At 73.2% G+C, this 24,227-nt stretch carries 20 protein-coding genes and 1 pseudogene; 9 read left to right on the top strand and 12 right to left on the bottom strand.

Going from position 1 to position 24,227, the window contains the following annotated elements; translation table 11 throughout:
• The first annotated feature begins 4 nt into the window (after positions 1-4).
• On the top strand, positions 5-220 hold the full coding sequence (locus IF73_RS0129520) for a hypothetical protein (protein WP_031013463.1): 216 nt from the start codon (positions 5-7) through the stop codon (positions 218-220).
• 86 nt (positions 221-306) lie between these two features.
• Here the strand turns inward: IF73_RS0129520 and IF73_RS0129515 are convergent, their stop codons facing one another.
• The 6 genes from IF73_RS0129515 to IF73_RS0129490 form a co-directional block, all read right to left on the bottom strand.
• Positions 307-1,872, bottom strand: a complete 1,566-nt coding sequence (locus IF73_RS0129515) for an APC family permease (protein ID WP_031013462.1) — start codon at positions 1,870-1,872, stop codon at positions 307-309.
• Between the two features lie 292 nt (positions 1,873-2,164).
• Positions 2,165-3,619, bottom strand: a complete 1,455-nt coding sequence (locus IF73_RS0129510; RefSeq protein ID WP_031013460.1) for an aldehyde dehydrogenase family protein — start codon at positions 3,617-3,619, stop codon at positions 2,165-2,167.
• On the bottom strand, positions 3,616-5,343 hold the full coding sequence (locus tag IF73_RS0129505; RefSeq protein WP_031013458.1) for an N-acyl-D-amino-acid deacylase family protein: 1,728 nt from the start codon (positions 5,341-5,343) through the stop codon (positions 3,616-3,618). The genes IF73_RS0129510 and IF73_RS0129505 overlap by 4 nt, the downstream gene beginning before the upstream one ends.
• Before the next feature lie 184 nt (positions 5,344-5,527).
• On the bottom strand, positions 5,528-6,652 hold the full coding sequence (locus IF73_RS0129500; protein ID WP_031013455.1) for an LLM class flavin-dependent oxidoreductase: 1,125 nt from the start codon (positions 6,650-6,652) through the stop codon (positions 5,528-5,530).
• Positions 6,653-6,742: 90 nt separating this feature from the next.
• The gene (locus tag IF73_RS0129495) at positions 6,743-7,504 is read right to left on the bottom strand and encodes an SDR family NAD(P)-dependent oxidoreductase (protein WP_031013453.1); all 762 of its coding nucleotides are present in this window, start codon (positions 7,502-7,504) and stop codon (positions 6,743-6,745) included.
• 11 nt (positions 7,505-7,515) lie between these two features.
• Entirely contained in the window at positions 7,516-8,433 is a 918-nt protein-coding gene (locus IF73_RS0129490; RefSeq protein WP_031013451.1) for a TIGR03619 family F420-dependent LLM class oxidoreductase, read from the bottom strand.
• 45 nt (positions 8,434-8,478) lie between these two features.
• Here IF73_RS0129490 and IF73_RS42885 point away from each other — a divergent pair.
• A pseudogene (locus IF73_RS42885) lies at positions 8,479-8,871 on the top strand (hypothetical protein); the annotation flags it as partial.
• A 65-nt stretch (positions 8,872-8,936) separates the two neighbouring features.
• On the opposite strand, the gene IF73_RS0129480 reads toward IF73_RS42885, so the two are convergent.
• Positions 8,937-10,163, bottom strand: coding sequence for an amidohydrolase family protein (locus IF73_RS0129480; protein ID WP_031013448.1), 1,227 nt, complete (start codon positions 10,161-10,163; stop codon positions 8,937-8,939).
• 155 nt (positions 10,164-10,318) lie between these two features.
• Between IF73_RS0129480 and IF73_RS0129475 the strand changes: the two genes are divergently transcribed.
• The 3 genes from IF73_RS0129475 to IF73_RS0129465 all read left to right on the top strand — a co-directional run bounded on the left by IF73_RS0129475 (position 10,319) and on the right by IF73_RS0129465 (position 14,258).
• Positions 10,319-13,360 carry an AfsR/SARP family transcriptional regulator gene (locus IF73_RS0129475; protein WP_078868312.1) on the top strand — a complete coding sequence of 1,014 codons (3,042 nt, stop codon included), beginning with the start codon at positions 10,319-10,321 and terminating at the stop codon, positions 13,358-13,360.
• Positions 13,361-13,582: 222 nt separating this feature from the next.
• Positions 13,583-13,768, top strand: a complete 186-nt coding sequence (locus tag IF73_RS0129470) for a hypothetical protein (protein WP_031013445.1) — start codon at positions 13,583-13,585, stop codon at positions 13,766-13,768.
• A gap of 307 nt (positions 13,769-14,075) precedes the next feature.
• Entirely contained in the window at positions 14,076-14,258 is a 183-nt protein-coding gene (locus IF73_RS0129465; RefSeq protein WP_031013444.1) for a hypothetical protein, read from the top strand.
• A gap of 232 nt (positions 14,259-14,490) precedes the next feature.
• On the opposite strand, the gene IF73_RS0129460 is transcribed toward IF73_RS0129465, so the two are convergent.
• Together IF73_RS0129460 and IF73_RS0129455 are read right to left on the bottom strand one after the other, a co-directional pair.
• Positions 14,491-15,165: an LppU/SCO3897 family protein gene (locus tag IF73_RS0129460; protein ID WP_031013432.1), complete on the bottom strand. Its 675-nt coding sequence runs from the start codon at positions 15,163-15,165 to the stop codon at positions 14,491-14,493.
• 222 nt (positions 15,166-15,387) lie between these two features.
• Entirely contained in the window at positions 15,388-16,938 is a 1,551-nt protein-coding gene (locus IF73_RS0129455) for a FadD3 family acyl-CoA ligase (RefSeq protein WP_031013430.1), read from the bottom strand.
• Between the two features lie 101 nt (positions 16,939-17,039).
• Here IF73_RS0129455 and IF73_RS0129450 point away from each other — a divergent pair, with 101 nt between their 5' ends.
• Genes IF73_RS0129450 through IF73_RS0129440 form a run of 3 tightly spaced genes read left to right on the top strand, consistent with a single transcriptional unit; the run spans position 17,040 to position 19,391 of the window.
• On the top strand, positions 17,040-18,182 hold the full coding sequence (locus tag IF73_RS0129450; RefSeq protein ID WP_031013428.1) for a lipid-transfer protein: 1,143 nt from the start codon (positions 17,040-17,042) through the stop codon (positions 18,180-18,182).
• A gap of 4 nt (positions 18,183-18,186) precedes the next feature.
• A complete protein-coding gene (locus tag IF73_RS0129445; RefSeq protein WP_031013426.1) occupies positions 18,187-18,618 on the top strand; it encodes a Zn-ribbon domain-containing OB-fold protein in 432 nt (143 codons plus the stop codon).
• Positions 18,615-19,391 carry an enoyl-CoA hydratase/isomerase family protein gene (locus IF73_RS0129440; protein WP_031013424.1) on the top strand — a complete coding sequence of 259 codons (777 nt, stop codon included), beginning with the start codon at positions 18,615-18,617 and terminating at the stop codon, positions 19,389-19,391. The genes IF73_RS0129445 and IF73_RS0129440 overlap by 4 nt, the downstream gene beginning before the upstream one ends.
• Before the next feature lie 42 nt (positions 19,392-19,433).
• Here IF73_RS0129440 and IF73_RS0129435 read toward each other — a convergent pair whose 3' ends face one another.
• Positions 19,434-19,958 (bottom strand): hypothetical protein, encoded by a 525-nt coding sequence (locus IF73_RS0129435; RefSeq protein WP_234338375.1) that lies wholly within the window; start codon positions 19,956-19,958, stop codon positions 19,434-19,436.
• A gap of 152 nt (positions 19,959-20,110) precedes the next feature.
• Between IF73_RS0129435 and IF73_RS0129430 the strand changes: the two genes are divergently transcribed.
• Positions 20,111-20,698, top strand: a complete 588-nt coding sequence (locus tag IF73_RS0129430; RefSeq protein ID WP_031013421.1) for a hypothetical protein — start codon at positions 20,111-20,113, stop codon at positions 20,696-20,698.
• A 48-nt stretch (positions 20,699-20,746) separates the two neighbouring features.
• On the opposite strand, the gene IF73_RS0129425 is transcribed toward IF73_RS0129430, so the two are convergent.
• Together IF73_RS0129425 and IF73_RS0129420 are read right to left on the bottom strand one after the other, a co-directional pair.
• Entirely contained in the window at positions 20,747-23,104 is a 2,358-nt protein-coding gene (locus IF73_RS0129425) for a PQQ-binding-like beta-propeller repeat protein (protein WP_031013419.1), read from the bottom strand.
• A 125-nt stretch (positions 23,105-23,229) separates the two neighbouring features.
• Complete coding sequence (locus IF73_RS0129420) at positions 23,230-24,120, bottom strand: VOC family protein (RefSeq protein ID WP_107049356.1); 891 nt, start codon at positions 24,118-24,120, stop codon at positions 23,230-23,232.
• Positions 24,121-24,227: the final 107 nt, after the last annotated feature.

Genomic DNA, 24,227 nt, shown 5'->3' with positions numbered 1-24,227 from the left:
GGTCATGAAGAGGATCCTCACCGCAGCCGCCCTGACCGCCGTCGCCGCCACCGGCGCCCTCGCCTCCGCCGGCACCGCCGCCGCCGACACGGGCGGCCTCAACCTCCCGTCGGTCGTCCCGCTGAGCGGCGTCCTGACCCCGAAGGCCAAGCCCGCCCAGGCCGCCGACATGCCGGCCGCCAACGCGGCGGTGGAGAAGCTGCTGCCCGGGCGGCACTGAACCCGGAGCACGACGAAGGCGGCGGGACCCCCCACGGGCCCGCCGCCTTCGCGTTCTGGTGACTCAGGTGTGTGCGTGGTGCCGGGTCAGTCGGCGACCACCAGGGACGGGGTCTCCTTGGTGAGGACCTCGCCGCGGAAGAAGGCGGGGCTGCGGCGCTGCATGACCAGCATGATGACCACGCCGAGGACGAGCAGGCCGACGCCGATGACGAAGACCGAGCCGACGCCGAGGACGGCGGAGCCGGAGCCGTAGGCCGGGTCCCACATGTCGTAGAGCGTCTTGGCGAAGACCGCTGTGAGCATCAGGCCGCCGAGGAGCGGCATGAGGCCCTTGAAGGCGAGGTCGCGGAAGGAGCGGAAGAGCTCGGCGCGGAAGTACCAGACGCAGGCGAAGGCGGTCAGCGCGTAGTAGAAGCAGATCATCAGGCCGAGGGCGTAGATGGTGTCGACCAGGACGTGCTCGCTGACCAGGGTCATCACCGTGTAGAAGACGCCGGTGGCGATGCCGGCCACGATCGTGGCCTTGCCGGGGGTCTTGAAGACGGGGTGGACCTTGGTGAAGGACTTCGGCAGGGCCTCGTACGTGGACATGGCGAGGACCGTGCGGGCGACCGGGATGAAGGTGGTCTGGAGGCTCGCGGCGGCCGAGGCCAGGACGGCGACGAAGAGGAGGACGCCGAGGGCGGGGCCCATGACCGGGCCGGCGAGGGCGGCGAAGACGTTGTCGGAGGTCTCCGGGTTGGCGAGGCCGAGGCCCTGGTCGCCGGAGCCGACGGCCATCTGCGCGGCGATGCCGGTGGCGAGGTAGGAGCCGACCAGGACGACCATCGCGATGAGCGCGGCGCGGCCGGGGGTCTTGGCGCTGCCGACGGTCTCCTCGTTGGTCGCCATGCAGGCGTCCCAGCCCCAGTACATGAAGATCGAGAGGGAGAGGCCGGCGGTGAAGGCGGCGAAGGACTGGACCGCGAAGGGGTTCATCCAGGACCAGGAGAAGTCGACCGAGGTCTCGAAGGAGCCGGCCTTCGAGAGGGCCAGGGCGACGAAGACGGCGAGGACGACGAGCTGGAGGCCGACGAGGGTGTACTGGACGCCCTTGGTGGCCGTCATGCCGCGGTAGCTGATCGCGGTGGCGACGGCGATCAGGGTGAGGCAGGTGAGGATGTGGACGGCCTTGTTGTCGTCCAGGGCGGCGATGGACTCGCTGCCGGTGATCTCGCCCGCGAGGAGCCAGAAGTACGAGGTGGCGACGCCGGCCAGGTTGGAGAGGACGATGATCGTGGCGATCACCAGGCCCCAGCCGCACATCCAGCCGATCTTGGGGCCGAACGCCTTCACGGTCCAGGTGAAGGAGGTGCCGCAGTCCGGCATGGCCTTGTTGAGCTCCCGGTACGCGAAGGCGACGAGGAGCATGGGGAGGAAGCCCGCGAGGAAGACGGCGGGCATCTGGAGGCCGACCTCGCCGGCGGTGGAGCCGAGGGTCGAGGTCAGGCAGTAGACCGGGGCGACGGTCGAGATGCCGATGATCGCGTTGCCGAAGAGGCCGACGCTGTTGCCGCCGAGTCCCTTCTTGCGGACGTTCTGCGTGTCGCCCGGGGCAGTAACGCCCCTTACCGTGTCTCCGGCCTGGGGCCGTGCTTCCACCTGAGTCATGAACAGGACGTTAAGTGCTGCGGTTTCCTTATCCGGAGGGTCAGACTCCGCTCAGCTGATCGATCAACGCCTTGCATTGCGAGGTCAGATCGGGACACCTGCCAATGATTGAAAGATCGACGACCGTGCCGGACCGACCAACCGGTAGGTCGATCGCCGGGTGTCCGATATGCGGGAACCGCAGCTAAGCCCGGAATGTCCGTTTCCAAATTTTCCCGAGGAATTTTCCCGCCGTCCGGCCGGGGGGCCGGAACCCTTGGGAGGACTGGGTTCCGGCCTTTGTACCGACCGGTCAGCCCGGCCAGACCACCGCCTGCAGCTCGCTGTAGGCGTGGAGGGCGTACGAGCCCACGTCCCGGCCGACCCCGCTCTTCTTGAAGCCGCCGAACGGCGCCTCCATGTTCCGGCCGATCGTGTTGATCCCGACCCCGCCGGCCCGCAGCCGGGCGGCCACCCGGAAGGCGCGGGCCACGTCCCCGGACCAGACGTAGTCGAGCAGGCCGTAGTCGCTGTCGTTGGCGAGCGCGATCCCCTCCTCCTCGTCGTCGAAGGGGACGACCACGACGACCGGGCCGAAGATCTCCTCGCGCACCACCCGCATCTCGTTGGTGCAGTCGGCGAGCAGCGTCGGGGCCACGTAGAAGCCGCGGTCGAAGGCGGGGCGCTCGCCGCCGGCGACGACCGTGGCGCCCTCCTTGCGGCCCAGCTCCACGTACGACTCCACCCGGTCGCGGTGGGCCGCCGAGATCACCGGGCCCACGACCGTGCCCTGCTCGGCCGGGTCGCCGACCTTCATGAAGGCGAGGTGGCCGGTCAGCTTCTCGACCAGCTGCCGGTAGATCCCGCGCTGGGCGAGGACCCGGGTGGGGGCGGTGCAGATCTGGCCGCTGTAGAAGGCGAAGGTGGTGCCGATGCCCGCCACGGCCGAGTCCAGGTCGGCGTCGTCGAAGACGAGCGCGGCGCCCTTGCCGCCCAGCTCCATCAGCTGCCGCTTCATGGCCCGCCCGCAGACCTCGCCGATGGCCTGGCCGACGGCGGTGGAGCCGGTGAAGGAGACCATGTCGACGTCCGGGGAGTCGACGGCGGCCTCGCCGACGGCGGGCGCGGAGCCGGTGACCAGGTTGACCACCCCCGGCGGGACGCCGGCCTCCTCCAGGGCGCGGACCATGGCGAAGACGGAGAGCGGGTCCTGCGGGGCCGGTTTCACCACGACGGTGTTGCCCATGGCGAGGGCGGGCGCGATCTTGCCGGCCGGGTTGGCCCAGGGGTTGTTGTACGAGGTGATGCACGTGACGACGCCGACCGGGCGGCGGACCGCGACGGCCCCGAAGACGCCGGCCCTCCCCATCGGGCCGGCCTCGTTGATCTGCGGCGGCAGGGCCTCCTCGACCGGTTCCAGGGCGCCCTTCGCGTACCGCCGGAAGCGGGAGGCGCCGACGGCGACCTGCATGCCCCGGGCGGTGCCGGTGGTGGCGCCGGTCTCGGCGCGGGCGAGGACGGTGTGCGCGTCGGCGTCACGGGCCATGATCGCGGCGGCCCGGTCGAGGATCGCGGCCCGCTCCTCGGGCCTGGTCCTCGACCAGCGCCCGAAGGCGTCGCGGGCGGCGGCGGCCGCCCCGTACACCTGGGACCGGGACGCCTCGGGGGCGAGCCCGACGGTCTCCTCGGTGGCCGGGTTGACCACCTCGTAGTGGCCGCCGTCGGGCGCGGTCCACTCCCCGCCGATGAAGAGCCGCTCGGTCCTCACCGGGTGTCCACCGTCCTCGTGTCGCGGCCCGAGCGCAGCACCCTGCCCGGGATCGCCCCGGTCACCTCGTCGTCCCTGACCGTCTCCACGCCGTTGACGCGGACGGAGACGATCCCGACCGCCCGCGAGTCGAGGCGCGGGCTGTCGCCGGGCAGGTCGTGGACGAGGGTCGCCGGTCCCGCGTCGATCCGCTCCGGGTCGAAGAGGACCAGGTCGGCGTGGTACCCCTCGGCGATCCTGCCGCGCTCGCGGAGGCCGAAGAGCCGGGCCGGGTCGTCGCTGAGCATCCGCACGGCCTGCTCCAGCGGCACCAGCCTCCGGCCGCGCAGGCAGTCGCCGAGGAAGCGGGTGGTGTACGGGGCTCCGCACATGCGGTCCAGGTGGGCGCCGGCGTCGGAGCCGCCGAGCATGACGTCCTCGTGCTGCCAGGTCTCGGCGCGCAGCGCCCAGGAGGCCGGGTCGTTGTCGGTCGGCATCGGCCACAGGACGGTCCTGAGGTCGTCGTTGGCGCAGATCTCGACGAGGCACTGGAAGGCGTCCTGGCCGCGTTCGGCGGCGATGTCCCGTACGACCCGGCCGGTGAGGCCCTCGTTCTCGCGGCTGTACGTGTCGCCGATGACGTACCGGCCGAAGTGCGCGAGGCGGCGGAAGACGCCGGCCTCCTTCGAGTCGGCGCGGCGCAGCATCTCGGCGCGGACGTCCGGGTCGCGGAGCTTCGCGATCCGCTCGGGGACGGGGAGGCCCAGGATCTCGCCCCAGCCGGGGATGAGGTTGAGGGCGCAGAAGGTGCCGAGCGACATGTTCATGGGGGTGAGGATCGGCATGGTGAGGGCGACGATCCGGCCGCCGGACTTGCGGGCCCGTTCGGAGGCGGTGAGCTGGCGGGGGACGCGTTCGGGGACGGCGGCGTCGATGGTGAGGACGTTCCAGTTGAGGGGGCGGCCGGCGGCGGCCGTCATCTCGACGAAGAGGTCGATCTCGGCGTCCGAGAACTGGTCGAGGCAGCCCGCGAGGATCGCCTCCAGCTGGGTGCCCTCGTGTTCGCCGACCGCCGTGGAGAGGGCGATCAGTTCGGCGGGGCTCGCGTGCCGGGAGGCGACGGGGGCGCCGTCGCCGTCGGAATGGGTGGACGACTGGGTGGTGGACAGGCCCCAGGCGCCGGCCTCCATGGCCTCCTTGAGGAGGGCGGTCATCCGCGCCAGCTGCTCGGGGGTGGCCTCGCCGCCGACGGCGTCCTCGCCCATCACGTACCGGCGCAGGGCGCAGTGGCCGACCATGAAGCCGGCGTTGACGGCGATCCGGCCCTCCAGGGCGTCGAGGTACTCGCCGAAGGTGGACCAGCTCCAGTCGACGCCCTCCTCGAGCGCGGCGAGGGCCATGCCCTCGACCTTGGACATCATGCGGCGGGTGTAGTCGGCGTCCTCGGGCCGGTCGGGGTGGAGCGGGGCGAGGGTGAAGCCGCAGTTGCCGCCGGCGACGGTGGTGACGCCGTGGTTCATGGACGGGGTGGCGTACGGGTCCCAGAAGAGCTGGGCGTCGTAGTGGGTGTGGGGGTCGACGAAGCCGGGGGCGAGGACGAGTCCGGTGGCGTCCTCGGTGGTACGGGCTTCCGCGCCGGGGGGCGGGAAGACGATCCGGCCGTCGCGGATGCCGACGTCGGCGACGCGGGCGGGGGCGCCGGTGCCGTCCACGACGGTGGCGCCCTTGATCAGGTGGTCGAGCATGACGTCCCTTTCTGTCCAAGGCCACGCGTGTGCCCCGGCCGGGGCCGCCGCGGAACGGCCGCCGGCCGGGGCGGGTACGAGACGCCCGGCCCGGGAAGCCGACGCCTCGCGTGTCGCCCGTGTGGGCAGGCGTCCTGCAGGGCGGGACGCCTGCCCACGACGGAGCAGGGGTGGGCACCGTCCTTCACGCGCCGGCCGACTGGCGGAAGCGGGTGGTGCGGTGGACGGGGTCCGTGTCGATCTCGGGGATCACGTGCTCGCCGATCAGCTTGATCGTGTTCATCGTGTCCTCGTAGGAGATCCCGATCGGCAGTCCGAAGGAGAGCTGGTCGGCCCCCGCCTGCTCCCAGCGCCGGCACTGCGCGAGCACCTCGCCCGGGTCGCCGCAGATCATCAGCTCCTCCGCGATGAGGAGTTCGATGATCTCGGCCGAGTACTCGGGGAGCAGCTCGGGCCACTCGGGGATGCCCTCGGGCCGGGGGAAGGTGTCGTGGTAGCGGAAGAGCAGCGACTGGAGGTAGTTCAGTCCGCCGCCGACGGCGATCTCGACGGCCTTCTCGTGGGTCTCGGCGCAGATCGCGGTCGAGGTGACCATGACGTTGTCGTTGACGAAGTCGCCGACCGCCTTGGCCTCCTTGATCGCGTTCTTGTAGGACTCGACGACCCACTCCATGTCGGAGACCTTCTGGACGCTGAAGCCGAGGACGCCGAGGCCCATCTTCCCGGCCATGGCGTAGGAGGAGGGGGAGCCGGCGGCGTACCACATGGCGGGGTGGGAGGCGCCGTACGGCTTGGGGAGGATCTTGCGGGGCGGCAGGGACCAGTGCTTGCCCTGGAAGCCGGCGTACTCGTCCTGGAGCCACATCTTGGGGAACTCGGCGATGGTCTCCTCCCAGAGTTCCTTGGTGTGGTTCATGTCGGTGATGCCCGGGAAGAAGCCGAGGATCTCGTGGGAGCCGGCGCCGCGGCCGGAGCCGAACTCGAAGCGGCCGGCCGAGAGGTGGTCGAGCATGGCGACCTTCTCCGCGACCTTCACCGGGTGGTTGACCGGGGCGAGCGGGTTGAAGATGCCGGAGCCGAGGTGGATGCGCTCGGTGGCGTGGGCGAGGTAGCCCAGGTAGACGTCGTTGGCCGAGAGGTGCGAGTACTCCTCCAGGAAGTGGTGCTCGGAGGCCCAGGCGTACTTGAAGTTCGACTTGTCGGCCTGGATGACGTACTCGGTCTCCTCCATGAGGGCCTTGTGCTCGGCTTCGGGATCGGTCTCGGCGCGCTTGCCGACGTATCCCTGTACGAAGATCCCGAATTCCACGGAAGTCACCGTCCTCGTGAGTTTCTGACGTGTCGTCAGATTCTTGGATGCACTACGCCGTGTCAATACCTGACGATCCATCAGGTGTGGTCAGAACAGGGAGACCCCGGCCAGCCATCCGCCGTCGATCACGAAGGGCTGGCCCGTCACGTACGAGGAGTCCTCCGAGGTCAGGAAGAGGGCGAGGGCCGCCACCTCCGCCGGGCGGCCGATCCGGCCGAGCGGCACCAGGGTGCGGTACAGCTCGGCGGTGGCGGCCGGGTCCACCCCCTCCGGGTTGCTCATCGCGGTGTCGATCGCGCCGGGGCAGACGGCGTTCACCCGGATCCCCCTCGGGGCCAGCTCCAGCGCCGCCACCCGGGTCAGGCCGACCACCGCGTGCTTGGAGGCCGCGTAGGCGCCGACGCCGGCCATCCCGGTCAGGCCCGTGTACGAGGCGGTGTTCACGATCGTGCCGCCGCCGGCCGCCGCGATCTCCGGCGCGACCGCCCGGATGCCCAGGAAACAGCCGGTCTGGTTGACCGAGACGATCGCCTGGAACTCCTCCAGCGGGGTGGAGAGCAGGTCGTTGAAGCGGAGGATGCCGGCGTTGTTCACCAGGGCGTCGATCTTCCCGAACCGCTCCTTGGCGGCGGTGACCGTGTCCGCCCACTCCTCCTCGCGGGTCACGTCCAGGTGGACGTAGGCGGCCCGCTCCTCCCCCAGCTCCTTGGCGAGCGCCTCGCCGGGGCCGTCCAGCACGTCCGCGAGGACCACCTTCGCCCCCTCGGCGGCGAAGAGCCGCGCCTCCTGCTCGCCCTGCCCGCGCGCCGCCCCCGTGACGATCGCGACCCGCCCGTCCAGCTTGCCCATGCGCCTACTCCCTACAGGTGGGGGGCGACCTCCGACCCGAAGGCCGCCATCTGGTCGATGAGTTCGGTACGGCTCCGGCTGCGGAACCGCACCTGGAGCTGGCCGACGCCCATCGCCCCGTACGCCCGGAGCGAGGCCGCCAGCTCCTCCGGCGGGCCGGCGAGCGTGCGCCGCCCGACCTCCCAGCCGGGGGTGCCGACGTACAGCGGCTCGGCGATCGCGCCGACGACGAAGGGGTCCGCGAGCCCGGCCTCCTCGCGCAGCCGACGGATCCGCTCGATCCGGCGGCCCAGCACGTCCCGCGGGTCGCCCTGCGGCAGCCAGCCGTCGCCCTTGAGCGCGGCCCGCCGCACGGCCGCCGGCGAGGAGCCGCCCACCCAGACCGGGACCCGCTGCTGCGCGGGCCGCGGCCGCTGCCCGAGGTCCTTGAAGGCGAACCGCTCCCCCAGGTGCTCCGGGTACTCCTCCGGGCCGAGCGCCGCCCGCAGCGCGTCGATCGTCTCGTCGAGGACCGCGCCGCGCCGCGCGAAGTCCGCCCCGACCGCCTCGAACTCCTCTTGCACGTGCCCGGCCCCCACCCCGAGGACCAGCCGGCCGCCGGAGAGGTGGTCGACGGTCGCGTACGCCTTGGCGGTGACCAGCGGATGCCGCAGTCCGACGACGGCGACGTGCGAGAGCAGCCGGACCCGCTCGGTGGCGGCGGCCAGGAAGGAGAGGGTGGCGACCGGGTCGTACCAGACGGTGCTCATCCCGGCGGCGAGCCGGCGCGGGATGGCCACGTGGTCGCAGCAGGCGACGTAGTCGAACCCGTGCGCGTCGGCGGCCCGCGCGACGGCGAGCAGGTCCCCCGGCCCGGCGGCGGCCTCCCACGGCTCGGCGTAGATCGCGGACTGGGACTGGACGGGCAGCTGCATCCCGTAGACCACCATGGGAACCCCCTCATCTGACGCTTCGTCAGTTATGGCGACGGGGCCATGCTGTCGCCTGACGGGCCATCAGGCAAGGGGCCCGCCGTATCGCCGCGCGGGCGGCAGCACGACGCCATCGACTCGGCGTCGATCGCGTCGCGCCACCCCCAGCCCGCCGAGTTCCTGCACAGCGCCCGGAACGGCCGCGAGTACGACGAGATCGCCGAGATGTTCGCCGAGCTCTACCCCGATGTCGCGGTGCGCAAGAACGCCGGCCGCTGGATCGACTCCGTACAGCGCCGGATGGCGAGAGCCGGCGAGCACCGGAGCGCCTCGGCCGTCGGCCTGATCATCGCAGCCACCGCCGCTCACCACGGACTGACCGTCCTCCACGACGATGACGACTACCGGACCGTCGCCCGGCACGCGCCCGACCTGAGCGAGCACAACGTCCGGGACGCCCGGGCACAGGCCGGGACGGGGCCGGCCGCTCCGCGCGTGACGTGCGGCCCCGCCCCCGCGCGTCACGGCCTCCAGAGGCCCTCCGGCGTCAGCCCCAGCAGGTCGATGGCGTTGCCGCGGACGATGCGGTCGACGACGTCCGGGGGCAGGTGGCCCATCTGCGCCTCGCCGACCTCCTTCGACTTGGGCCAGGTGGAGTCCGAGTGCGGGTAGTCCGTCTCGTAGAGGACGTTTCCCGCGCCGATCGCGTCGAGGTTGCGCAGCCCGAAGGCGTCGTCGAAGAAGCAGCCGAAGACGTGCCCGGCGAAGAGCTCCGACGGCGGCCGGGTGACCTTGTCGGCGACGCCGCCCCACGCGCGGTTCTCCTCCCAGACCACGTCCGCCCGCTCCAGGATGTACGGGATCCAGCCGATCTGGCCCTCCGCGTACATGATCCGCAGGTTCGGGAAGCGCTCGAACGTGCCGCTCATCAGCCAGTCGACCATCGAGAAGCAGCAGTTGGCGAAGGTGATCGTGGAGCCGACCGCCGGCGGCGCGTCCGCCGAGGTGGACGGCATCCGGCTGGACGAGCCGATGTGCATCGCGACGACCGTGCCGGTCTCGTCGCAGGCCCGGAAGAACGGGTCCCAGTGGTCGGTGTGGACCGAGGGCAGCCCCAGGTGCGGCGGGATCTCGGAGAAGGCGACCGCCCGCACGCCCCGCGCCGCGTTCCGCCGCACCTCGGCGGCGGCCAGCTCCGGGTCCCACAGCGGGATGAGGGTCAGCGGGATCAGCCGGCCGTGCGCCTCGGGGCCGCACCACTCCTCGACCATCCAGTCGTTGTACGCGCGGACGCAGAGGAGCCCGAGCTCGCGGTCGGCCGCCTCGGTGAAGGTCTGGCCGCAGAAGCGCGGGAAGGTCGGGAAGCAGAGCGCGGACTGGACGTGGTTGACGTCCATGTCGGCGAGCCGGTCCGGGACGGAGAAGGAGCCCGGCCGCATCTGCTCGTAGGTGATGACCTCGAGGCGTATCTCGTCGCGGTCGTAGCCGACGGCCGTGTCGAGCCGGGTGAGGGGTCGGTGAAGGTCCTCGTAGACCCACCAGTCGCCGATCGGGCCCTCGTCGCCCGGCGCGCCCATGACGGGAGCGAACTTGCCGCCGAGGAAGGTCATCTCCTTCAGCGGGGCGCGGACGATCCGCGGGCCGGTGTCGTGGTACCGGGACGGGAGCCGGTCGCGCCAGACGTGCGGGGGCTCCACGGTGTGGTCGTCCACCGAGATGATCCTGGGGAAGGTCTCCTGGGTCTCCATGTCCTCCACGGTAGCGCTGATCTGACGAACCGTCAGCTATCGTGACGGCCGGTGCCGGTCACAGGTCCTCCACAACGGAGCCCCGATGCTGACGCGCTCCCTCCGGACAAGGCAGACTGTCTGGGGCGATACCACCGGTAGGGGCAGGGGGAGCCATGGGTCAGGACAACGGGCCGCGCGTCCCGGCGCGGGGCCCCGGCGAGCACGGGGCCGGGCCCGGATTCGGCGTGCCCCGGCAGCGGGCGCGGACGGACGAGGGGCAACCGGTCGGCGCGCCGGCGGAGACGTCGACCGCCCCGGACGCCGGCACCGGGCTGCGGTTCGGCGTGCTCGGGCCCGTACGGGCCTGGCGGGACGGGGAGGCGCTGGCCACCGGCTCGCCCCAGCAGCGGGCCCTGCTCGCCGCCCTGCTCCTGCGCGGCGGCCGCACCGCCACCGCCGCCGAGCTCATCGACGCGCTCTGGGGCGAGGAACCCCCCTCCCAGGCGCTCGCCGCGCTCCGCACGTACGCCTCCCGGCTCCGCAAGGTCCTCGGCGCCGAAGTGCTGGTCAGCGAGTCCGGCGGCTACGCGCTGCGCACCACCGCGCTCGACCTCACCCGCGCCCGGGAACTGGCCGCCGAGGCCGAGAGGCTGCGGGCCGCCGGCGACCGGGCCGCCGCCCGCGCCCGGCTCGCCGAGGCCCTCGACCTGTGGGACGGCGAGGTCCTGGCCTCCGTCCCCGGGCCGTACGCCGACGCCCAGCGGACCCGCCTGGAGGAGTGGCGGCTCACCCTCCTGGAGACCCGCGTCGACGTCGACCTGGAGATCGGCGCCCACGCCGAGGCCGTCTCCGAACTGACCGCGCTCACCGCCGCGCACCCGCTGCGCGAGCGGCTGCGCGAACTGCTGATGCTCGCGCTCTACCGCAGCGGACGGCAGGCGGAGGCCCTCGCCGTGTACGCCGACACCCGCCGGCTCCTCGCCGACGAGCTCGGCGTCGACCCGACCCCCGAACTCTCCCGGCTCCAGCAGCGCATCCTCCAGGGCGACACCGAGCTGGCCCGCCCCGTCGAGGAGCAGGCGCCCGCCGCCGCGCCCGTCTCCCGCCCCGCCCAGCTCCCCGCCACCGTCGCCGACTTCACCGGCCGGGCGGCGTTCGTCCGCGAACTCGGCGCGCGGCTCGCCACCGCCGAGGGCTCCGTCATGGCCGTCTCGGCGCTGGCCGGCATCGGCGGCGTCGGCAAGACGACCCTCGCCGTGCACGTCGCCCACGAGGCCCGGCCGCACTTCCCCGACGGGCAGCTGTACGTCGACCTCCAGGGCGCGGGCGCCCGCGCCGCCGCGCCCGAGACCGTCCTGGGCTCCTTCCTGCGCGCGCTCGGCACCCCCGACTCGGCCATCCCCGACTCCCTGGAGGACCGGGCCGCCCTCTACCGCTCGACGCTGGACGGCCGCCGGGTGCTGATCCTCCTCGACAACGCCCGGGACGCCGCCCAGATCCGCCCCCTGCTGCCCGGCACGGCCGGCTGCGCCGCGCTCGTCACCAGCCGCATCCGCATGGTCGACCTGGCGGGCGCGCACCTCGTGGACCTGGACGTCATGTCCCCCGAGGAGGCGCTCCAGCTCTTCACCCGGATCGTCGGCGAGGAGCGGGTGCGGGCGGAGCGGGAGGCGGCGCTGGACGTGGTCGCGGCCTGCGGCTTCCTGCCGCTGGCGATCCGCATCGCCGCCTCGCGCCTGGCGGCCCGCCGTACCTGGACGGTCTCGGTCCTGGCCGCGAAGCTCGCGGACGAGCGCCGGCGCCTCGACGAGCTCCAGGCCGGCGACCTCGCGGTCAAGGCGACCTTCGAGCTGGGCTACGGGCAGCTGGAGCCGGCCCAGGCGCGGGCCTTCCGCCTCCTGGGCCTCGCGGACGGCCCCGACATCTCCCTGGCAGCGGCGGCGGCCGTCCTCGACCTGCCCCTCTGGGACACGGAGGACCTCCTGGAGGCCCTGGTCGACACGTCCCTCCTCGAATCGGCCGCCCCCGGCCGCTACCGCTACCACGACCTGGTCCGGCTGTACGCGCGCGCCTGCGCCGACCGGGACGAGCACCCGCCGACGGAGAAGGAGGCGGCGCTCTCCCGGCTCCTCGACTTCTACCTGTCGACGGCGGCCCGGGTGTACGCCATCGAGCGCCCCGGCGACCGGCTGGTCGACCACCTGGAGCGCACCGCGTACGAGGGCCTGGCCTTCACCGACCGCCACGACGCGCAGGACTGGCTCTACGCCGAGTCCCACTGCCTCCTCGCCTGCGTCCGCCAGTCCGCCTCCTCCCCCACGACCCTCCGCCGCGCCGTGGACCTCCTCTGGGCGTCCCTCGACCTGGCGGAGTCCGGCGCCAACTCCAAGGAGTACGAGGCGGTGGCCACGGTCCTGCGGGAGGCGGCGGCGAAGGCGGGCGACGTACGGGCGGAGGGGCGGGCGGCGATCACGCTGGCGTACGTCCACCACTACCAGGGCCGCTTCGACCAGGCGGAACGGGAGGCGGCAGAGGTGACCGACCTCGCCGGGTCCGTGGACGACCGCCTGCCCATGTGCTGGGCGCTCAACGTCCGGGGCGCCGTCGCCCTCTACCAGGCTCGGCACCAGGACGGGGACCGTCACTTCTCCCTGGCCATCGCGGAGTTCCGCAGCGTGGGCGACCGGGCCGGCGAGGCGTCGGCCCTGTGCAACCTGTCGCGGCTCCGGCTGGCCGCCGGACAGCGGGAGGACGCCGTCCGCATGGCCCAGCAGGGGGCGGCCATGTACGACGACATGGGGCACTCCCTGAAGGGAGCGAACGGCCGGTACGCGCTGGGACTGGCACTCACCGAGAACGGACAGCTCGACACCGCGGCCGACCGCCTCCGCGAAGCGCTCGGCGTCTTCGAGGAGAGCCGGCAGCGGCTGTGGGAGGGCATGACCCTCTTCCGTCTGGCCGAGGTCGACATCGCCGCCCGCAGGTACGGCGCAGCGGCCGCTGGAGCCGAGAAGGCCCTGTCGGTGCTGCGGGGCATCGGCGGCGACTGGCGGCGCGGCAACGTGCTCACCGTGCTCGGCCGGGCGCTCGCCGCCATCGGCCAGTCGGGCCGGGCCCAGGTGTGCTGGCAGGAAGCGCTCGACATCTACGAGGAACTGGGATCGCCGGAATCGGCGGAGGTCAGAGGGCTGCTCGCGCCCCACGCCGCGGCCTGACGCCCAGGTCTCCGGCGGGCGTTCATCATTCGTTTATCGCCGCGGGCCAGAGTTGTCTCAACGATCCGTCGCGTCGGGGGGCAGGCGGGTCGCAGCAGAGGCTGTCACACCTACGCACTAGGGTGAGCGGCCCATGGGAGCCCGTCCGACCGTCCACGGGGGAACAGCCGGGCGGGCTCCCCCGAACACCGCATGCAAGCCATCCACCAGGAGGGGAACACCATGGCCGAGATCGACCCGACCACCAAGCCGGAAAACCTGCACGTCACCGGCGGCGAGACGGAGCAGATCGGCACCAAGAACCTGCACGTCACCTCGGAGCCGGCCGACGCCATCGCGGACAAGGTCCTCGGCGACGGCAGCGCCTCGACCGACAACCTCCACGTCACCACGGAGCCGGTCAAGTAGGCCATTTCCCCACGGGGACGACGGTACCGGCGGCGACTTCGGGGGAGCTGCCGGTGCCATCCAAGGGGGCCCGGTCGACGGGGGAGCACACGGTCCCGGGGGACTCCGGACGGAACCAGGGGGGATTCGTCCGGCAGGGACCGCGAGCAACGCGATCGGACCACCGACAGGAGGGGCCGGGCAGACGCCCGGCCCCTCTTCTCGTCCGGGTGGGCGGGACCTGATGGAGTATCACCTTCCATGTGGCCCGCTGGAGACGCCCGCGGAAGACTCGAACCGGATCTGCACCGATACAGGGAGTTTGCACGTGACCCGCACCAAGCGTCTCCTCGCCACGGCCGCGATCGCGGCCGCCGTCGCCGCCGGCACGGCCTCTCCGGCCATGGCCAACGTGCACGTCACCAGCACCACCACGGAGAACGTGCACGTCACCACCACGGAGAACGTGCACGTCACCGGTGACGGCATCGACAGCCTGCACCTCACCTGACCCCCGCAGCGTCACGCAGGGCCCGGACCACAGCGTGGTTCGGGCCCGCGGGCGTTCCGGGGGCCGTCAGGGGGCCGGGAAGCGGGCCGCCAGCAGGGCGCCGTCCTTCTCCGGGCCTCGATCGTGAGGGTGCCGCCGTGGGTGGTGGCGAGGTTTCCGGCGACGGGAAGCCCAGGCCGGCACCGTCGGCCGGGCGGGAGGCGGGGGTCGTGCTGCTGCGCCGTGGGAGGGGCTAGCTGCGGGCGTAGGAGCCGAGGCCGACGAGGCAGTAGACGTACTCGCTGATGGTGGTGCCGTTCATGGTGTAGCGGTGCGAGAAGGCGTACTCGGTCTTGGGGTTGGAGTTGCACCTGTTCATGTCGGAGGTGAAGGGGAAGGTCTGGATGACCTTGTAGTGGGCGTCCGAGGCCGAGCAGGAGACCTCCTCGACGCCGCTGACGGACTGGGCGGTCTCCGAGTCCGGCAGGGTGCCGTTGAGGCAGGTGCCCTTGTCGTACGGGTCGGGCTCCTCCTCGGTGGGGGTGGCGGTCGCCGAGGGGGCGAGGTCGCCGAGGTCGAGGCTGGGGAAGGGCGAGACGGAGAAGGTGGGGAAGGTGGGCCGGGCGTCGGGCGTGTCCTTCTCGTCGTTGGCGTTGAAGAGGTACAGGCCGCCGATGATCGCGCCGATGACGAGGAGCGGGACGAGGCAGCCGGCGACGCCGGACCTGCCCTGCTGCGCGGTCTGGCCGCCGGCGACGGTGATGCGGAGGAGGACGGTCCCGCCGGCGAGCTGGACGGGGACGAGGTCCCCGTGGCGGCAGGGCGGGACGTGGAGCTGGGTGGGGCCGGTCGGGAGGGTGACCGGGATGACGACGCCGGTGGCGGCCTGCTGCGGGGTGAGGGTGAGGGGGATCTCCTGGGTGGACACCTGCTGCTCCTCGGGTCGGAGGGGGACGGGGAGTGCGCGCCTCTATGACGTGTACACGCGGCGGACTGGTTGCGTCCACGGAGGGCTTTCCGTAAGGGGATTCCAATATTCCGGAACACTCGCCCGGAACCGGCTCCCGACGACCTCCCCTGCCCGAACCGCCCGCAACCGCCCGCAGCCGCCCCCGGCAGCCCCCGCCCCCGGCACCGTCCCCCGCCCGCCTCAACCCCGCTGCCGCAGCTCTCCCTTGACCACCTTCCCGCTCGCGTTGCGCGGCAGCTCCGCCACGAACTCGACCTGCCGGGGCACCTTGTAGTTCGCCATCTCCCGCCGCGACCAGGCGATCAGGTCGTCGGCGGTGATCCGCGCGCCCGGGCGGCGCACCGCGAACGCCTTGCCGACCTCGCCGAGCCGGGCGTCGGGGACGCCGATGACGGCGACGTCGGCGATGTCCGGGTGCAGGCCGAGGAGTTGCTCGATCTCGGCCGGGTAGGCGTTGAAGCCGCCGACGATGAACATGTCCTTGAGCCGGTCGGTGATCCGCAGGTTCCCGGCCGCGTCGAGGACGCCGACGTCGCCGGTGCGCAGCCAGCCGTCCGCGTCGATCGCGGCGGCCGTCGCCTCCTCGTCCTCGAAGTAGCCGCGCATCACGTTGTACCCCCTGACCAGCACCTCGCCCGTGCCGGAGAGCCGCACCTCGACGCCGGGGACGGCCCGGCCGGAGGTGGTGGCGACCGTCTCGTCGGGGTCGTCGCGGCGGCACATGGTGACGAGGCCGCTCGCCTCCGAGAGGCCGTAGGCGGTGAGGACGGTGCCGATGCCCAGCTCGGAGCGGAGCCGCTCGACCAGGAGCAGCGGGACGACGGCGGCGCCGGTGACGACGAGGCGGAGGCTGGAGAGGTCGTGGGCGGCGCGGGCCGGGTGGTCGAGGAGCGACTGGTGGAGGGTGGGCGGGCCGGGGAGCACGCTGATCCGCTCGGCGGCGATGTTGGCGAGGACGGTGTCGACGGTGAAGACCGACTGCGGCACGATCACCGCGCCGCGCATCAGACAGGCGAGGACGCCCGCCTTGTAGCCGAAGGTGTGGAAGAACGGGTTCACGACGAGGTACCGGTCGCCCTCCGCGAGCCCCGCGAGCGCGGCCCACTCGGCGTAGCAGCGCAGGCTCTGGGCGTGGCTGATGACGGCACCTTTGGGGCGGCCGGTGGTGCCGGAGGTGTACACGACGTCGGAGGGGCTGTCCGGGTCGAGGGCGTCGGCACGGGCCCGTACGCGCTCCGCCGGGACCCGGTCGCCCTCGGCGAGGAACGCCTTCCAGGTGGTCCACTCGGCCTCGTCGGGCGCGGTGTCGCCGAGGACGACGACCCGCTCCAGGTGCGGCAGGGGCACCCCGGCGCGGCGCAGCGAGGCGACGTACGAGGTGCCGAGGAAGGTGCCGGTGACGAAGAGCAGCCGGGCGCGGGAGCGGGCGAGGACGTCGGCGGCCTCGGTGCCCTTGAAGCGGGTGTTGAGGGGGACGAGGACGGCGCCGGCGGTGACGGCGCCGAGGGCGGCGACGATCCAGTCGAGGCTGTTGGGGGCCCACACCGCGACCCGGTCCCCGGCCCGTATCCCGGTGGCCAGGCAGGCCGCGGCGGACCGCTCGACCCGGTCGGCGAGTTCGGCGTACGAGATCCGGGCACGGCCGTCGACGACCGCCTCCCGCCCGCCGTACCGCTCCCCCGCCCACCGGACGAGCCCCGGGATCGTGCCCCACTCCAGGTCACCGCGCACGTCCATCCCCAACCTCCCGGTAGCCGACCAGTAGCTGACTATCCGTCAGATTAGTTGTAGCCTGACGCGCTGTCAGCAGTGCTGCCCCATGAGGAGGTCCGGTGCTCAAGGACGCCACCGCCATCGTCGGCATAGGACAGACCGCCTTCGCGAAACAGCTCCCGGAGACCGAGAAGGCGCTCGCCTGCCGGGCGATCCTCGCCGCCCTCGACGACGCCGGCATCGCCCCCTCCGAGGTCGACGCCTTCGCCTCCTACACCATGGAGGAGACCGACGAGGTCGAGGTCGCCAAGGCCATCGGCGCCGGCGACGTCACCTTCTTCTCCAAGGTCGGCTACGGCGGCGGTGGCTCCTGCGCCACCGTCGCCCACCTCGCCGCCGCCGTCGCCACCGGCCAGGCGAGCGTCGGCGTCGCCTGGCGCTCCCGCAAACGCGGCTCCGGCCCCCGCCCCTGGAAGAACACCGCCGTCCAGCTCCCCACCCCCGGCCAGTGGACCCGCCCCTACGGGCTGCTCCGCCCCGCCGACGAGATCGGCATGCTCGCCCGCCGCTACATGCACGAGTACGGCGCCACCCGCGACCACCTCTTCAACGTCGCCCTCGCCTGCCGCAACCGCGCCAACCAGAACCCGGCCGCGATCATGTACGAGCGCCCGCTGACCCGCGAGATGTACATGACCTCCCGATGGATCAGCGAACCCCTCTGCCTCTTCGACAACTGCCTGGAGACCGACGGCGCCCTCGCCTGCGTCGTCGTCTCCGCCGCACGCGCCCGCGACTGCCGGCAGAAGCCCGTCTACGTCCACTCCGCCGCCCAGGGCCTGCCCGCCCAGCACCACGGCATGGTCAACTACTGGAACGACGACCCGCTCACCGGTCCCGCCTGGACCGCCGCCCGCCACCTGTGGAAGACCGCCGACTTCGGCCCCCAGGACGTCGACGTCGCCCAGATCTACGACGCCTTCACCCCCCTCATCCCGCTCTCCCTGGAGGGCTACGGCTTCTGCGGCCGCGGCGAGGGCGCCGCCTTCACCGAGGGCGGCGCCCTCGAACTCGGCGGCCGGCTCCCCCTCAACACCGGCGGCGGCGGCCTCTCCGAGGCGTACGTCCACGGCTTCAACCTCATCAACGAGGGCGTGAAGCAGCTCCGCGGCACCTCCACCGCCCAGGTCCCCTCCGCCGCCACCTGCCTCGTCACGGCCGGCGAGGGCGTCCCCACCTCGGCCCTACTCCTCAGGAGCTGACCCGATGCTGAACCCCGTCATCGACGAAGACGGCGCCCCCTTCTGGGAGTTCACCGCCCGCGGCGAGCTGCGGATTCAGGCGTGCGCCGAAGAGGACTGCGGCGAGCTCCGCTTCCCGCCCCGCCCCTGCTGCCCGCACTGCCAGTCCTTCGCCACCGAGTGGCGGCGCATGTCCGGCCGCGGCCGGATCTGGTCGTACGTCCTCCCGCATCCGCCGCTGCTCCCCGACTACGCCGCCCAGGCCCCCTACAACGCGGTCCTCGTCGAACTCGCCGACGCCCCCCGCATCCGCCTCGCCGGCAATGTGGTCACCGCCCCCGACGCGCCCCTGAACTCGCTCGACCCCGCCCGCCTGCGGATCGGCGCCCCCGTCCGCGTCGCCTTCACCGAGATCGACGGCATCACCGTCCCGCGCTGGATCCTGGAACGCGGATGACGGTCTCACTGGAACGGGACAAGGCGACCGGCGTCGCCGTCGTCACCCTCGACCGGCCCGAACGCCTCAACGCGATCACCCTCGCCATGGCCGGCGAACTGGCCGCCGTCTGGCGGGGCCTCCGGTACGACGACGAGATCCGGGCGGTCGTCCTCACCGGCGCCGGCGGCCGGGCCTTCTGCACCGGCGTCGACCGCGACGACGCCGGCCGGCTGCCGCAGCCCTCCTCCCCGTACACCATCGACGACCCGCTGCTCACGATCGGGCCCAAGGCCAACGACCTGTGGAAACCGGTGATCGCCGCGGTGGAGGGGATGGCCTGCGGCGGCGCCTTCTACCTGCTCGGCGAGGCCGAGTTCCTGATCGCCGGCGCGACCGCGGCCTTCTTCGACCCGCACACCACCTACGGCATGGTCAGCGCCTTCGAGACCATCCACATGGCGCAGCGGATGCCCTTCGGGGAGGTCGCCCGGATGGCCCTCATGGGCTCCGCCGAACGGATCTCCGCCCGGCGCGCGTACGAGACCGGCCTGGTCAGCGAGGTGACCGAACCCGGCGGCGCGCTCGCCGCCGCGCGGGAGGCGGCGGCCGTCGTCGCCTCGTACCCGACCGAGGCCGTGCAGGGCACCGTACGGGCCCTGTGGACGGCCAGGGAGGCCGTCAGGTCTCAGGCCCTCGCCCAGGCGCCCCACCTGGTGACCCTCGGCAACCTGCCGGCGGACCGGCAGGCGGAGCTGTTCACGGGACGGGGGGCGGGCTACCGGACGCGGTAGCCCCGGCGCGGGCGGCGTGGCGCCCGGCGGCCGTCCGTGTGTCTAGTAGGCGTCCACGTCGTCGACGCGGATCTCGCAGTTCCGCACCTTGTCCACGGCCCCGGGCTTCGCCATCTTCACCTCGAAGTCCTTCTGGCCGCCGTCCTCCACCCGCAGCGTCGTCGTCCGCGAGTCGACCACGGCCCCGGTGGCGCTCTTGAAGTCCAGCGTCACCTTGTAGAGCTCGGTGGTGCCGAACGACGCCTCGCTGACGATCCGCACCGTCGCCGAGGTGTCCGCCCTGCGGGCCGGCTTGCCCTTGCGCTTCTTCTGGGCGGGCTTCACGCAGTCGACGACGGTCACGTTCAGGGTGCCCGTCGGGGAGGCCGTGGCCGTCGGCTCGGCCGTGTAGTCGCTGCCGCTGCCGCCGCTCGCCCCGGAGCCGCTGTAGTCGTCGTTGTCCTTCTTGTCGCTGGAGCAGCCACCGCCGCTCTTGCTGCTCTTGCCGCTGCCGCCCTTGCCGCCGCCGCTGCTGCTCGTCTGGAAGCCGGTCAGCGCCAGCACCACCACCGTCAGCGTCGCCGCCATCTTCAACCGCGTCCGTACCATCGCCGTCCTCCCCGTCCGTCATGTGCCGCCACACCCTAGCGAGGAGCCGCATCCCGCGTGGCGGCCCCCCGGCTCCGGGCGTAGCGTCGACAGCGAGAGCCGGACCGCGAAGCCCCCGAGGAGGCCGATCGATGATCCGCAACGTCGTCGGCTCGGTCCTGGCCCTCGCCGGAGCGACGGCCGCCGTCTGGAGCCCCTTCCGTGCCTGGTACGACGGCCGTCACGGCAGCGACTATCCGATCGAGGACCTCTTCACCGGCATCACCGACACCGGGGCCGAGGTGATCGGCTCGATCCTGCTGCCGTTCGCCTTCGCCGCCCTCGTCACCGTCCTCGGCGTGGTGCTGCGCTCCCGCGTGCTCGTCGCCGTCGCCGGTCTGGTCGTCCTCGGCTTCACCGTCCTGTGGATGGTCCGGGTCGGGCAGGCCGAGGGGAGCCTGGTGGTCTCCGGGGACGGGCGCGGCCTCGGCGACGGCGTCGCCAACGCCTTCGGCGGCGGGATCCTGCTGCTGCTCGGCGCGCTCGTCATGTCCGGCCGCGCCAGGCGCCACCGGCTGGAGCCGGCCGGGCCGCCGCCCACGCACCCGACGCTCGACGGGCCGCCGCCCGGGGAGACCCCGGCGGAGCACCCGTACGACGCGGAGACCCGGTCCATGCCGTACGCCGCGCCGGGTCCAGTACGAGGACTTCCACCCGGCACGCCGAGAGCACGCACCTGACGCCGCGGGGCCGCCCTTCGGGCGACGACGGGAGTGTGACGACAGGACCTAGCGGGCGGCCGAGCCCCGGCCCGTGGCCGTGCCCTTCGCCGCGTCGAGCGCGTACACGCAGCGGTCCTTGCTGCACGCGTACACGACCCCGTTCCGCACCACCGGCGAGCCGGTGATCTCGCCGCCGGTGGCGAGCTTCCAGCGGAGCTGTCCGCCGGTCGCGTCCAGGGTGTAGAGGACGTGGTCGGCGGAGCCGAAGTGGACCCGGCCGTCGGCGACGACGGGGGTGCCGACCAGCTCGGAGCCGGCCGCGAACCGCCACCGGGGGGTGCCGGTGACCGCGTCCAGGGTGTAGAGCGCGCTGCCGCTGCCGACGTGCACGTTGCCGTCCGCGACCAGCACCGGCTCGGCCGACTGGCGCTGCTCGGTCGCGATCCGCCAGCGGTCCTGGCCGGTGGTGGCGTCGAGCGCGTACACCGTGCCGAGGTGGTCGGCCAGGTACACGCCGCCGCCGGTCACCGCGGGGCCGGGCGCGAACGCGGGCGGGGAGAGGAAGACGGCGGGCGCCTCGAAGTGCCAGCGGACGTGCCCGGCGGCGATGTCGACGGACAGCACGCGGGTGCCGGCGGAGACGTACACGCAGCCGTCCTCGGCCGGGGCGACCCGGACCGGCACGTGCCCGCAGGACGCGGCGTCGCCGATCGGATACGACCAGCGCTCGGTGCCCGTGCGGGCGTCGAGGGCCTGGAGCCGGGCGTCCCGCCACACGTACACGGTGTCGCCGTGGATCGCCGGGCCCGCCTCCGGGGTCTCGAAGTCCGTCTGACAGCCGGTGATCTCCCACAGCTTGGCGCCGTTCGACGCCTCCCAGCCCTGGACGCCGCCGCCCCGGGTGCCGGTGACGACGGTGCCCCGGTCCACCCGGAGGGAGTACACCCAGGCGTCGGTGCGCAGCCGCCAGCGCTCGCTGCCGTCGGCGGCGTCCAGCGCGTACAGCGTCGGCCCGTCGGAGGCGTGGATCCGGCCCCCGGCCACCGCCATCGACCAGGCCACGTCCCGGGTCTTGAACTGGCGCCGGCCGGACGCGGTGTCCAGCGCGTGCACCTCGAAGGAGGTCACGTAGAGCAGGTCGCCGTCGACGACCGGCGTCCCCCACACATCGTTCGACATGCGGAAACGCCACGGCCGCCAGGCCCCCGGCGTGGGCTGCGGCGGTACGACCGGGGGCTCCGGCGCCGGCGCGGGCGCGGCCTCCCCGCCGGGCGGCCGGAGCCAGCCGGTGGCGTGCGGGTCGGCGGCCTGGCCGACGGCGAGCGCCGCCCGGGTGTCGGCGACCCGGGGGCCGGGGCCGATCGGCACGGTGGCGCCGCCGAGCCGCACCGGACCGCCGGACTCCTCCGCCGGGCCGGCGTGCCGGCCGCCCACGTGCGCGGGCTCCGGGTCGCGCGGATCGCGGCCGTCGTACGGGACGGGCGGGCGCGGCGGCATCGGCGGCGGGGTGACCGGCGGCTGCGGGGCCGGCCGGCCGCCGCGCCGGGTCTCGATCATGGTGACGGCGGACTCGGGCAGCCACGCGGAGGCGGTGCCGCTGTCGTCGCTGCCGGGACCGAAGAGGTGCGGGGCGAGCATGGCCTGGAGGTCGGCCGGGCTCGGCCGCTGGGCCACGTCCATCTGCATGCACGCCTCGATGAGCGGCCGCAGCTCGTCCGGCAGGCCCTCCAGGTCGGGGCCCTCGCGGAGCAGCATGAAGACGGTCTCCACCGGGTTGGCGCCGTGGAAGGGCGCGTGCCCGGTGGCGGCGAAGACCAGCATGGAGCCGAGCGAGAAGACGTCGCTGGCGCCGGTGACGCTGCGCGAGTCGCGGGCCTGCTCGGGCGACATGTAGGCCGGGGTGCCCACGGCGACGTTGGTCATCGTCAGCCGTGTGTTGGAGACGCCGGACGCGATGCCGAAGTCGATGACCCGGGGCCCGTCCTCGACGACGAGGACGTTGGACGGCTTGAGGTCGCGGTGGACGAGCCCGGCGCCGTGGATGGACTGCAGGGCCTCGGCGACACCGGCGGCGAGCCACCGGACGGCCTGGGCCGGGAGCGGCCCGCACTCGTTCACTATCTCTTCCAGCGAGGGCGCCGGGACGTACGCGGTCGCCAGCCACGGCACGGCGGCGCGCGGGTCGGCGTCGACGACGGCGGCCGTGTAGAACCCGGACACCGCCCGGGCGGCCTCGACCTCCCGGGTGAAGCGGACCCGGAACAGCTGGTCCTCCGCGAGCTCCGTGCGCACGGTCTTGATCGCCACGCGCCGGCCCGACGCCGACCGCGCGAGATAGACCAGACCCATGCCGCCCGCGCCGAGCCGGCCCAGCACCTCGAAGGGCCCGATGCGTCTCGGGTCGTGCTGCGTCAGCTGTTCCACTTGCCTGCCACCTCCCCGTACGGGCCATGACGGTACGGCCCTGGGGGCTGATTCTTCCTGTCCGGAGCCCTTGTTGCGAACCCGGGGGCGGATCGGGGTGTCACACCTCATACGGAGCGGAACGCTCACGTGTCGGCGGGGGGCTCCGAGAGGGTGGAGGTGGGGGGTGCCGGGGCGGCGAGGGGGGCCGTGTCGGTGGAGAGGGCGGCGGACTCCCGGGGCACGGCGAGGGAGTCGGCGGGGGTCGGTTCGGCGAGGACGGCGAAGCGGGCGCCCTGGTTGTCGTGGAGGACGGCGATCCGGCCGTAGGGGGTGTCGGCGGGAGGTTCGGCGACCCGGCCGCCGAGGCGGACGGTGGTGGCGCACGCCTCGTCGCAGTCCCGGACGGCGAAGTAGACGAGGACGTGGCCGGGCATCTCGGCGGGGAAGGCGTCGGTGATGACGGCCCGGCCGCCGAAGGCGCTGTCGTCGCCGGCGCGGGAGCCGGGCGGGGACCAGACGCGGTAGTCGAAGCCGGGTTCCTTGCCCTCCTCGGCGGGGTCGGCCTGGCGGCCGAGCCAGCCGAAGACGGAGGCGTAGAAGGTGTCCACGGGCCCGGGGCGGCGGGTGTAGACCTCCATCCAGCAGAACGAGCCGGGTTCGTTCACGACCTCGAAGCCGTCGTCGTCGCCGGACTGGCGCAGGCCGATCACCGCGCCGCCGGGGTCGGCGGCGAGCGCGAGGACGCCGAAGGGGCCGACCGGGTACGGCTCCATCACCATCTGCCCGCCGGCCGCCTTGACGCGGGCGGCGACGGTGCCGGCGTCGGTGGTGGCCAGGTAGACGGTCCAGGTGGTGGGCATGCGGCCGTCCCGCTTGGGGAGCAGCCCGGCGACCCGGCGGCCGTCCAGCAGGGCCTCGTCGCGGTCGTCGTCGAAGGTCCAGCCGAAGAGCTCGCCGTAGAAGCGCTTGCCCGCCTCCAGGTCGGGGAGCTGCGCGTCCACCCAGCAGGGGGTGCCCTCTGTGTATACGGCCATGCCTCCACGCTAGGGCGGCGGGGGCGGGGGCGCGCTCCGGTGTGCGCCGTCCGGGGCGGGGGGCGGGTGCCGTGGCCTGAACCGGTCCCACGACGCGCCGAGGAGAC

It is taken from the genome of Streptomyces sp. NRRL F-5727 (assembly GCF_000719555.1).
Classification (GTDB): domain Bacteria; phylum Actinomycetota; class Actinomycetes; order Streptomycetales; family Streptomycetaceae; genus Streptomyces.
This window is presented reverse-complemented; position numbering and strand designations above follow the sequence as displayed.

What these genes read in the sequence shown, in the direction of transcription:
- IF73_RS0129470 (WP_031013445.1), top strand. Translation starts at nt 13,583, where the DNA reads ATGGCCGAGATCGACCCGACCACCAAGCCGGAAAACCTGCACGTCACC.
- IF73_RS0129495 (WP_031013453.1), bottom strand. Translation starts at nt 7,504, where the DNA reads ATGGGCAAGCTGGACGGGCGGGTCGCGATCGTCACGGGGGCGGCGCGC.
- IF73_RS0129435 (WP_234338375.1), bottom strand. Translation starts at nt 19,958, where the DNA reads ATGGCGGCGACGCTGACGGTGGTGGTGCTGGCGCTGACCGGCTTCCAG.
- IF73_RS0129515 (WP_031013462.1), bottom strand. Translation starts at nt 1,872, where the DNA reads ATGACTCAGGTGGAAGCACGGCCCCAGGCCGGAGACACGGTAAGGGGC.
- IF73_RS0129445 (WP_031013426.1), top strand. Translation starts at nt 18,187, where the DNA reads ATGCTGAACCCCGTCATCGACGAAGACGGCGCCCCCTTCTGGGAGTTC.
- IF73_RS0129440 (WP_031013424.1), top strand. Translation starts at nt 18,615, where the DNA reads ATGACGGTCTCACTGGAACGGGACAAGGCGACCGGCGTCGCCGTCGTC.
- IF73_RS0129505 (WP_031013458.1), bottom strand. Translation starts at nt 5,343, where the DNA reads ATGCTCGACCACCTGATCAAGGGCGCCACCGTCGTGGACGGCACCGGC.
- IF73_RS0129520 (WP_031013463.1), top strand. Translation starts at nt 5, where the DNA reads ATGAAGAGGATCCTCACCGCAGCCGCCCTGACCGCCGTCGCCGCCACC.
- IF73_RS0129480 (WP_031013448.1), bottom strand. Translation starts at nt 10,163, where the DNA reads ATGGAGACCCAGGAGACCTTCCCCAGGATCATCTCGGTGGACGACCAC.
- IF73_RS0129490 (WP_031013451.1), bottom strand. Translation starts at nt 8,433, where the DNA reads ATGGTGGTCTACGGGATGCAGCTGCCCGTCCAGTCCCAGTCCGCGATC.
- IF73_RS0129430 (WP_031013421.1), top strand. Translation starts at nt 20,111, where the DNA reads ATGATCCGCAACGTCGTCGGCTCGGTCCTGGCCCTCGCCGGAGCGACG.
- IF73_RS0129420 (WP_107049356.1), bottom strand. Translation starts at nt 24,120, where the DNA reads ATGGCCGTATACACAGAGGGCACCCCCTGCTGGGTGGACGCGCAGCTC.
- IF73_RS0129475 (WP_078868312.1), top strand. Translation starts at nt 10,319, where the DNA reads ATGGGTCAGGACAACGGGCCGCGCGTCCCGGCGCGGGGCCCCGGCGAG.